Source organism: Streptomyces sp. NPDC005374 (genome assembly GCF_042872225.1).
Taxonomy (GTDB): domain Bacteria; phylum Actinomycetota; class Actinomycetes; order Streptomycetales; family Streptomycetaceae; genus Streptomyces.
In genome coordinates, this window is the sequence record NZ_JBIAKA010000004.1 from 166,286 (window position 1) to 174,612 (window position 8,327).

Below are 8,327 nucleotides of genomic sequence, written 5' to 3' on the forward strand. Positions count from 1 at the left end.
CTTCAGGGACGCCATGCCTCGATCGGGTTGCCCAGCCAACGGGTGTCGTCCGGGACGGACTCCGCTGCCATGACGAGCGACGCGGGACCCAGCGTGGTGCGGGCCCCGATCGTGCTGCCGGGCAGCACGATCCCGCCAGGGCCCAGCGTGGCACCCTCACGGAGAACAACAGTATCCGTCCGCAAGATCCGGTCGTGGAAGAGGTGGGTCTGGAGCACACAGCCGCGGTTCACGGTCGCCGCGTCCTCCAGCGTCACCAGATCGGTCTCCGGCAGCCAGTAGCTCTCCACCCAGACGCCCTTGCCGATCCGCGCGCCGAGCCGCCTGAGCCACGCCGTCATCACCGGCGTGCCCGGCACGGAGCCCGCCAGCCACGGCACCGCGAGCACCTCGACGAAGGTGTCCGCGAGCTCGTTGCGCCACACGAAGCCGCTCCACAGCGGGTGCTCCCCGCTGCGGTGCCGCCCCACGAGCAGCCACTTCGCGGCCATCGACACCAGACCCGCCAGCGCACCGGCCGCCAGCAGCACCACCCCGGCCAGCAGCCAGGCCCACGGCCCCAGCACGCACAGCGCGGCCACCGTCAGCACGGCCACACCCGCCGAGCAGAACACCGGCACGATCCGGCACAGCTCCACGAGGCCACGCGCCCACAGCAGCCCCGCCGACGGCTCGTACGTCCGGCTCTGGTCGCTGTCGGCCGTGTTCCGGGGCAGCTTCACCGGCGGCAGACCCAGGTACGACGTGCCCTTCTTCGCCTTCTTCGGCGTCGCCGACAGCACCCCGACGAGCCCGCCGTCCGGCACGCTCCGCCCCGGCGCGGTCATCCCCGAGTTCCCGAGGAACGCCCGCCGCCCGATCTCCGCACGCCCTATCCGCACCCAGCCGCCACCCAGCTCGTACGGCGCGGTCAGCGTGTCGTCGGCCAGGAACGCGCCCTCGCCGACCGTCGTCAGGCTCGGCAGCGCGAGCACGGTCGACACCTCGGCGCCCCGCCCGATCCGCATCCCGAGCAGCCGCAGCCACACCGGCGTGGCCAGCCCGGCGTACAGGGGGAACAGCGTCTCGCGCGAGAGGTCCATCAGCTGCGTCACGGTCCACGCCTGCCAGCCGATGCGGCTGTGCGTCGGATACGTCCCCTCGCGCAGCCCCAGACTCAGCAGCCGGACGCCGACCAGGAGCAGCAGCGCGTACGCGAGACCGAAGGCCAGCGTCGCCGGGACGAGGGCGAGGAAGGCACCCGTCAGGGGAGAGCCCCCGGCCAGGAACGGACGGGCCACCAGGAAGGCCGCGCCGCCCGCCAGCACCGGCAGCAGCGTCAGCGCGAGGCCGGTGACGCCGTACATCACCCGCCAGTACGTGCCCCGCACCGGCCGTTCCTTCGGCCAGTTGCGCTTGGCCTTGCCGAGCTTGACCGCGGGCGCGCCCGCCCAGCGCTGCCCGGTCGGGATCTGGCCGGTGACCGCCGAACCCGGCGCCACCTCGGCCCGCTTGCCGACCCGGGCGCCCGGGAACAGCATGCTGCGCGTGCCGACGACGGCGTGCGCGCCCACCCTGACCGCGCCGATCTCCAGCCGGTCGCCGTCCAGCCACCAGCCGGACAGGTCCACCTCGGACTCCACGGCGGCACCCCGGCCCAGCCTGAGCATCCCCGTCACCGGCGGCAGCGAGTGCAGGTCCACGTCCGGACCGATCTTGGCGCCGAGCGCCCGCGCGTACCGCTCCAGCCAGGAGCCGGTCAGCGAGGTCGCCCCGGTGAACTCGGCCAGCCGCTCGGCCGTCCAGAGCCGCAGGTGGAGGCTGCCACCGCGGGCGTAGCGGCCCGGCTGGACACCGCGCAGCAGCAGCCGCGCACCGCCCGCGGCGATCGCGAGCCGTCCGGGCGGGCTGAAGAGCAGCAGCGCCCCGGCCCCGACCAGCCACCACGAGGTGCTCGGCAGCCAGGAGTACGGCAGGACGTTCCCGAGCGCGGCCAGCGGCACCAGCCAGCGCAGTCCCATCAGGGTGAACAGCGGGAGCAGGACCAGGAGTTGGATCACCTGGGCGCTGCGGGGCACGGGCGTGATCACGCGCGTCGCCCCGTCGTCCTGGGAGGACTCCTCCAGGTGACGGGCCAGCTTCCGCAACGTGGGCTGCTGGTAGATGTCGAGGACGGCCGCGCTCGGGTAGCGGGTGCGCAGCCGGGTGGTCAGCTGGGCGGCGGCCAGGCTGCCACCGCCGACCGCGAAGAAGTCGTCACGGGCACTGGTGACCGGGATGCCGAGGACTTCCGCCCACTGCTCGGCGAGCCAGGCCTCGGTGCCGTACAACTCCTCGGCGGGGCCGCTGGTCTCGAGGTCCTCCAGGGGCCAGGGCAGCGCGTTGCGGTCCACCTTGCCGGAGGTCCGGGTCGGCAGGTCCGCCACGGGAGCGATCAACGGCACGAGCGCGGCGGGCAGTTCGGCGCGCAGCTTCTCGACGGCCGTCGCGTGGTCCCAGCCCTCCTGCGTGACGACGTACCCGACGAGGAGCTGGTTGCCGCTGCGGGCGGTGCGCACGGCGGCGGCCGCTCCCGCGACCCCCGGCAGTGCCTGCAGAGCCGCGTCGACCTCACCGAGCTCGATCCGCCGGCCCCCGAGCTTGATCTGCTCGTCGGCACGCCCGAGGAAGACGAGCCCCTCGGGCTCGGCCTTCACCAGGTCACCGCTGCGATACGCCCGCTCCCAGCCCAGCGACTTCAGCGGCGCGTACTTCTCCGCGTCCTTCTCGGCGTCCAGGTACCGGGCGAGCCCGACCCCGCCGATCACCAGCTGCCCGCTCGCGCCCATCGGCACGGGGTCGCCGGCCTCGTCGACGACGGCCAGCTCCCAGCCGTCCAGCGGCAGCCCGATCCGGATCGGCTCCTCGCCGCTCATCAGCGAGGCACAGGCCACCACGGTCGCCTCGGTGGGCCCGTAGGTGTTCCACACCTCGCGCCCCTCCGTCACCAGCCGCTGCACCAGCTCGGGCGGGCACGCCTCACCGCCGAAGATCAGCAGCCGTACGTCGTTGAGGGTCTCGGACTCCCACAACGAGGCGAGCGTCGGCACCGTCGACACGACGGTGATCTCCTGCTCGACAAGCCAGGGACCGAGGTCGGCCCCACTCCTGACCTGCGACCGCGGCACCGGCACCAGACAGGCCCCGTACCGCCACGCCAGCCACATCTCCTCGCAGGAGGCGTCGAAGGCGACCGACAGCCCCGCCATGACCCTGTCACCGGGACCGATGGGGTCGTCGGTGAGGAACAGCGCGGCCTCGGCGTCCACGAACGCGGCGGCGCTGCGGTGCGAGACGGCCACGCCCTTGGGCTTGCCGGTGGAGCCGGAGGTGAAGATGATCCACGCGTCGTGCTCGACGCCGGGCCGGGCGGCGGGGACCTCGGCGCGCCCGTTGACGGTCAGCTCGTGCCCGGCGCCGACCACGGCCCGGACCTCCGCCTCCCCGAACACCAGCTCGGCCCGCTCATCGGGGTCCTCGGCGTCCACGGGGACGTACGCGGCGCCCGCGGCCAGCACGGCGAGGATCGCGACGTAGAGGTCGTTGGTGCCGGACGGCACCCGGACGCCCACCCGGTCGCCGAGCCCCACCCCGGCCTCGGCGAGCCGTCGCCGCAGCCGCTCCACCTCCACGGCCAGGGCGCGGTAGCTGAGCCGGGTCGTCCCGTCGTCGAGGGCGAGCTCGTCGGGGTGGGAGCGCACGGACGCGTCGAAGACGTCGACGAGCGTGCGCGGGGAGGAGGCGGGCCCCCCGGAGAAACGGGCGGTGTCGCCGAACTGCTCGCGGATCTCTGCGCTGAACTCTTCCTTGAGCAGGCCGAGAGCACTGCTCTCGTGTGTGGCTGCCATCGGTCCTCGCGTCTCGATCCCGGAGGCCTCCGGGGCGCTGGCGGGCCGCAGGTCTGCCTGGGGTTGTCCGGCTCCAGCTCGTAACAAGCCGGAAATTTTAGTACGACGCTAGGCTCATGCCCCCGAATCGGCCACCTGGGAGGCCGTCCGGAGGATGGTGGAACACCGAACGTACGTCTCTGACCTGGTGATCTTCACATGGAGCGAGAGATGCCCCACATACGGCGAGCGAAGGGGAACCGACCCCTCCATGAACACTCCCCGACCGTGTGCTCGCCCGCGACACGACGAATCCCCCGGCCGCTGAGCGGCCGGGGGATTCGGCTGGTGTCCGAGGGGGGACTTGAACCCCCACGCCCGATAAAGGGCACTAGCACCTCAAGCTAGCGCGTCTGCCATTCCGCCACCCGGACAAGGTGTCTGCCGCACGGGGTTTCACCCGCAGCGACGAAGGAAACATTACCAGGCTTTCGAGGGCGTCCGATCACCCCCTGTTCCCGCCCCGGGCCTCGCGTGAACGGCGTGTGACGGGCCGGGCCCGGTCTTGGGGCGGACCGGGTGGCGGGGAGAGGATGAGGGGAACCACCAGCAGTGACAGCGGGAGGAAACACCGTGAGCGAGACCGACACTGGCAGGAGCGTCGCCGGCGAGGACGAGGTCGTGGACCTGTGCCGCGAGCTGATCCGGTTCGACACCAGCAACTACGGCGACCACTCCGGCCCGGGCGAGCGCAAGGCGGCCGAGTGGGTCGCGGGAAAGCTCGCCGAGGTGGGTCTCGACCCGCAGATCTACGAGTCGCACCCCGGCCGCGCCTCCACGGTCGCCCGGATCGCGGGCGAGGACCCGTCCAGGCCCGCGCTGCTCATCCACGGCCACCTCGACGTCGTACCGGCCAACGCGCAGGACTGGACCCACCACCCGTTCTCCGGCGAGGTCGCCGACGGGTGCGTGTGGGGCCGGGGCGCCGTCGACATGAAGGACATGGACGCGATGACCCTGGCGGTCGTCCGCGACCGGCTGCGCAGCGGACGCAGGCCGCCCCGGGACATCGTCCTCGCGTTCCTCGCCGACGAGGAGGCGGGCGGCACCTTCGGCGCCCGGCACCTCGTCGACAACCACCCGGACCTCTTCGAGGGCGTGACCGAGGCGATCAGCGAGGTGGGCGGCTTCTCCTTCACGGTCAACGAGCAGCGCCGGCTCTACCTGATCCAGACGGCCGAGAAGGGCATGCACTGGATGAAGCTGACGGTGGCCGGCACCGCCGGGCACGGGTCGATGATCCACCGGGACAACGCCATCACCGAACTGTCGGAGGCCGTCGCGCGGCTCGGCCGCCACAAGTTCCCGGTGCGGGTCACCAAGACCACCCGGGCCTTCCTCGACGAACTCGGCGACGCGCTCGGCACCGAGCTGGACCCGGAGGACATGGAGGGCACGCTCGCCCGGCTCGGCGGCATCGCCAAGCTCATCGGCGCGACCCTCAGCAACACGGCGAACCCCACCCAGCTCGGCGCCGGGTACAAGGTCAACGTCATCCCGGGCGAGGCGACCGCGCACGTCGACGGGCGCTTCCTGCCCGGCTTCGAGGAGGAGTTCCTCACCGACCTCGACAAGATCCTCGGCCCCAAGGTCAGGCGCGAGGACGTGCACTCCGACAAGGCCGTCGAGACCACCTTCGACGGCGCCCTCGTGGACGCCATGCAGTCCGCGCTGGTCGCCGAGGACCCGGGCGCCAAGGCCATCCCCTACATGCTCTCCGGCGGCACCGACGCCAAGTCCTTCGACGACCTCGGCATCCGCGGCTTCGGCTTCGCGCCCCTCAAGCTGCCCCCGGAGCTCGACTTCGCCGGCATGTTCCACGGTGTCGACGAGCGGGTGCCGGTGGACGGACTGAAGTTCGGCGTGCGCGTTCTCGACCGTTTCATCGACGCGTCATGACCTCCGTAATCGGCAACGTGTACGGAACTGACTGAGAAGAGTGAATGCGCTCATAAGCTCGTAGCTCCATTACTCCCTCCTCGTTACAGGTGATGCGATCCGCTGCTTGGGATCGCATTGCCAACAAGGAGGAATAATGATCAAGAAGGTCGTCGCCGCTGCGGCTGCCACTGGTGGCCTGGTTCTCGCGGGTGCGGGCCTTGCCGTCGCCGACGCCGGTGCCCAGGGTGCCGCCATCGGTTCGCCGGGCGTGCTGTCCGGCAACGTCGTGCAGGTGCCCGTCCACGTCCCGGTGAACGTCTGCGGCAACACGGTCTCCGTGATCGGTCTGCTGAACCCCGCCTTCGGCAACACCTGCATCAACAAGTGACGTTGTGCCTCGCCCTTAGTTAACAGGGTTGAGCCTGTCGGCCCCGGAGCGCGCGCCATGCGCTCCGGGGCCGACAGGCCTTTCCGAAGGGGAAAAGAGCCGCACAGCAGCGGCATTTCGAGACAACGTCGAAGGCAGGGATTCAGTAATGCGACAAGCCACCCGCAAGGGCCTGATGACAGTGGCGGCCGCGACCGGCGTGATCGCCGCCGCAGGCGGAGCCGCCCACGCCGACTCGGGCGCGAGCGGATCAAGCGTGAACTCACCCGGCGTGCTGTCGGGCAACACGGTGTCGGCGCCGGTGCACGCGCCGGTGAACGCCTGCGGCAACACCGTGGACGTCGTCGGGGTCCTCAACCCCGCGATGGGCAACAGCTGCGCCAACAAGAGCGGCGGCAGCGGCTCGCACGGCGGGTACGGCGACTCGGGCGGTTCCGGCGGCTCGGCCGGCCACGGCAGCCACGGGGGTCACGGCAGTCAGGGGCACGGTGGCCACGGCGGTCACGGGGGCTCGGGCGGCTCCGGGGGCGCGCACGCCGGCGGGCACACCGGCGGTTCGCCCGGGGTGGGCTCGGGCAACCACGTCGAGGTGCCGATCGACGCCCCCGTGAACGTCTGCGGCAACAGCGTCGACGTCGTCGGCATCGGCAACCCCGCGATGGGCAACGACTGCGGCAACGGCTCAGGCGGCGGGCACCACACCACGCCCGGCGGCAGCCGCAACGTCCCGCCCGGTAACCCCGGGCACCCGGGCCACCCCGGAAACCCCGTGGAGCCCGGTCCTCCCGGTTCCCCGGCCACCCCGTCCACCCCGGGCACCGGGACTCCGGGCGGCGGCACCCATGGCAACCACCCCGGCACCCAGACCGTGACCCAGCCCCTGGGCAGCGCCGAACTCGCGCACACCGGCAGTGACGTGCCGATCGGCCTGGTGCTCCCGGTCGGTGCCGGCGCGCTGCTGGCGGGCGCGGTCCTCTACCGCAAGGCGCGCGCCTCGGCCTAGGACCGCACGCCGCGTACCCTGGCTCGGTACGCCGCGCGTGAAACGGAGCGGGCCCCGTCACGACGGGGCCCGCTCCGTTCGTCCTGTCTCACCACGTGGCACGCACCTGGCGGATGATCCGCCGGCGCAACCGCACCCTGCGGCTGCCATCGCGCATCAGACTCAGTCGGTCCAACTCCCAGTGTCCGTACTCGGCATGGTCCGTCAGCAGACGTGTGGCGTCCTTGCGGGAGACCCCCCGTGGCACGTACACGTCGACAAATTCGTATTCCGGCATCGCATCTATTGTGCGGGCCGGGGCCAGGTACGGATAGCGTCTGCACTATGTCTGATGCTGTGCAGCCCACCGCTGCCGAGGTACGTGCCGCCGCCGAGGCGGTCAAGACCGCGCTCGACCGCCACCTGGCCGCGGTCGAACGGAGGTCGGGGGAGGACGACTCCGCCGTCTACGAGGCCTTCAACGAACTGGCCGCGGCCGCCGAGGTGTACGACGAGCTGCTCTACGACCGTTACGACGAGGTCACCCCCTTCGAGATCCCCGGCGCGGAGGACACCCCGCCCTACACGGGTCCCGAGGAGCCGAGCGCGCTGAGCGTGCTGATCCGCCGCGACTACGCCGTGGCGGAACCTCAGCGGCTGATGGCGCAGGCTCAGCGGGTCGAGGCGGCCGACGACGGTCTCGGCACGGAGGCCTCAGGCACGGTGCACGGTGCGCTGGGGGTGCTCTTCGGAGAGTTCGAGCCCGACGAGATCGCCTCCCGGCACAAGGAGTTCGGTCTGGAGGAGGGCGACTCCACGCTGTGGGTGACCGCGGCGGACGACCCGGCCGACCCCGGGGAGTGGCTGGAGGCGCCGTTCGAGCAGGTCGACGCCGAGCGCGTGGTGTGCCGCTTCGACGTCAGCGCCGTGTTCGACGACGACCTCGATGACGAGGCCGACGAACCCGACGTCGAGGACGATCTCGACCCGGAGCTGAACGAGGACGAGGACCTGGAACCGTTGGATGCGGACCGCCGCTGAGCGGGGACGCTGACGCGGGTGTCCTGACGCGTACGAGGGCGGTGGGGCCGGAGGATCTTTTTACGGGCCCCCCCCCCCCCGTTGGGTGGGGGGGGCAGCCCCCCCCGGGCCTGAGTGTACTGAGCCCGAA

6 protein-coding genes and 1 tRNA gene are annotated in these 8,327 nt (G+C 71.8%); 4 read left to right on the plus strand and 3 right to left on the minus strand.

What is annotated here, in order from left to right; translation table 11 throughout:
- Window positions 1-2: 2 nt before the first annotated feature.
- Together ACFYRX_RS11995 and ACFYRX_RS12000 are read right to left on the minus strand one after the other, a co-directional pair.
- Window positions 3-3,866 carry a Pls/PosA family non-ribosomal peptide synthetase gene (locus ACFYRX_RS11995; RefSeq protein WP_389098499.1) on the minus strand — a complete coding sequence of 1,288 codons (3,864 nt, stop codon included), beginning with the start codon at window positions 3,864-3,866 and terminating at the stop codon, window positions 3-5.
- A gap of 325 nt (window positions 3,867-4,191) precedes the next feature.
- A tRNA-Leu gene (locus ACFYRX_RS12000) sits at window positions 4,192-4,279 on the minus strand.
- A 199-nt stretch (window positions 4,280-4,478) separates the two neighbouring features.
- Between ACFYRX_RS12000 and ACFYRX_RS12005 the strand changes: the two genes are divergently transcribed.
- The 3 genes from ACFYRX_RS12005 to ACFYRX_RS12015 all read left to right on the plus strand — a co-directional run bounded on the left by ACFYRX_RS12005 (window position 4,479) and on the right by ACFYRX_RS12015 (window position 7,177).
- Complete coding sequence (locus tag ACFYRX_RS12005) at window positions 4,479-5,804, plus strand: M20/M25/M40 family metallo-hydrolase (protein WP_389098501.1); 1,326 nt, start codon at window positions 4,479-4,481, stop codon at window positions 5,802-5,804.
- 136 nt (window positions 5,805-5,940) lie between these two features.
- Window positions 5,941-6,174: a chaplin ChpH gene (chpH, locus tag ACFYRX_RS12010; RefSeq protein WP_389098503.1), complete on the plus strand. Its 234-nt coding sequence runs from the start codon at window positions 5,941-5,943 to the stop codon at window positions 6,172-6,174.
- Between the two features lie 148 nt (window positions 6,175-6,322).
- Entirely contained in the window at window positions 6,323-7,177 is an 855-nt protein-coding gene (locus ACFYRX_RS12015) for a chaplin (RefSeq protein WP_389098505.1), read from the plus strand.
- Window positions 7,178-7,265: 88 nt separating this feature from the next.
- Here ACFYRX_RS12015 and ACFYRX_RS12020 read toward each other — a convergent pair whose 3' ends face one another.
- Window positions 7,266-7,454 carry a DUF5703 family protein gene (locus ACFYRX_RS12020; protein WP_007380901.1) on the minus strand — a complete coding sequence of 63 codons (189 nt, stop codon included), beginning with the start codon at window positions 7,452-7,454 and terminating at the stop codon, window positions 7,266-7,268.
- A 47-nt stretch (window positions 7,455-7,501) separates the two neighbouring features.
- Here ACFYRX_RS12020 and ACFYRX_RS12025 point away from each other — a divergent pair, with 47 nt between their 5' ends.
- Window positions 7,502-8,197: a hypothetical protein gene (locus ACFYRX_RS12025; RefSeq protein ID WP_389098507.1), complete on the plus strand. Its 696-nt coding sequence runs from the start codon at window positions 7,502-7,504 to the stop codon at window positions 8,195-8,197.
- Window positions 8,198-8,327 lie beyond the last annotated feature (130 nt).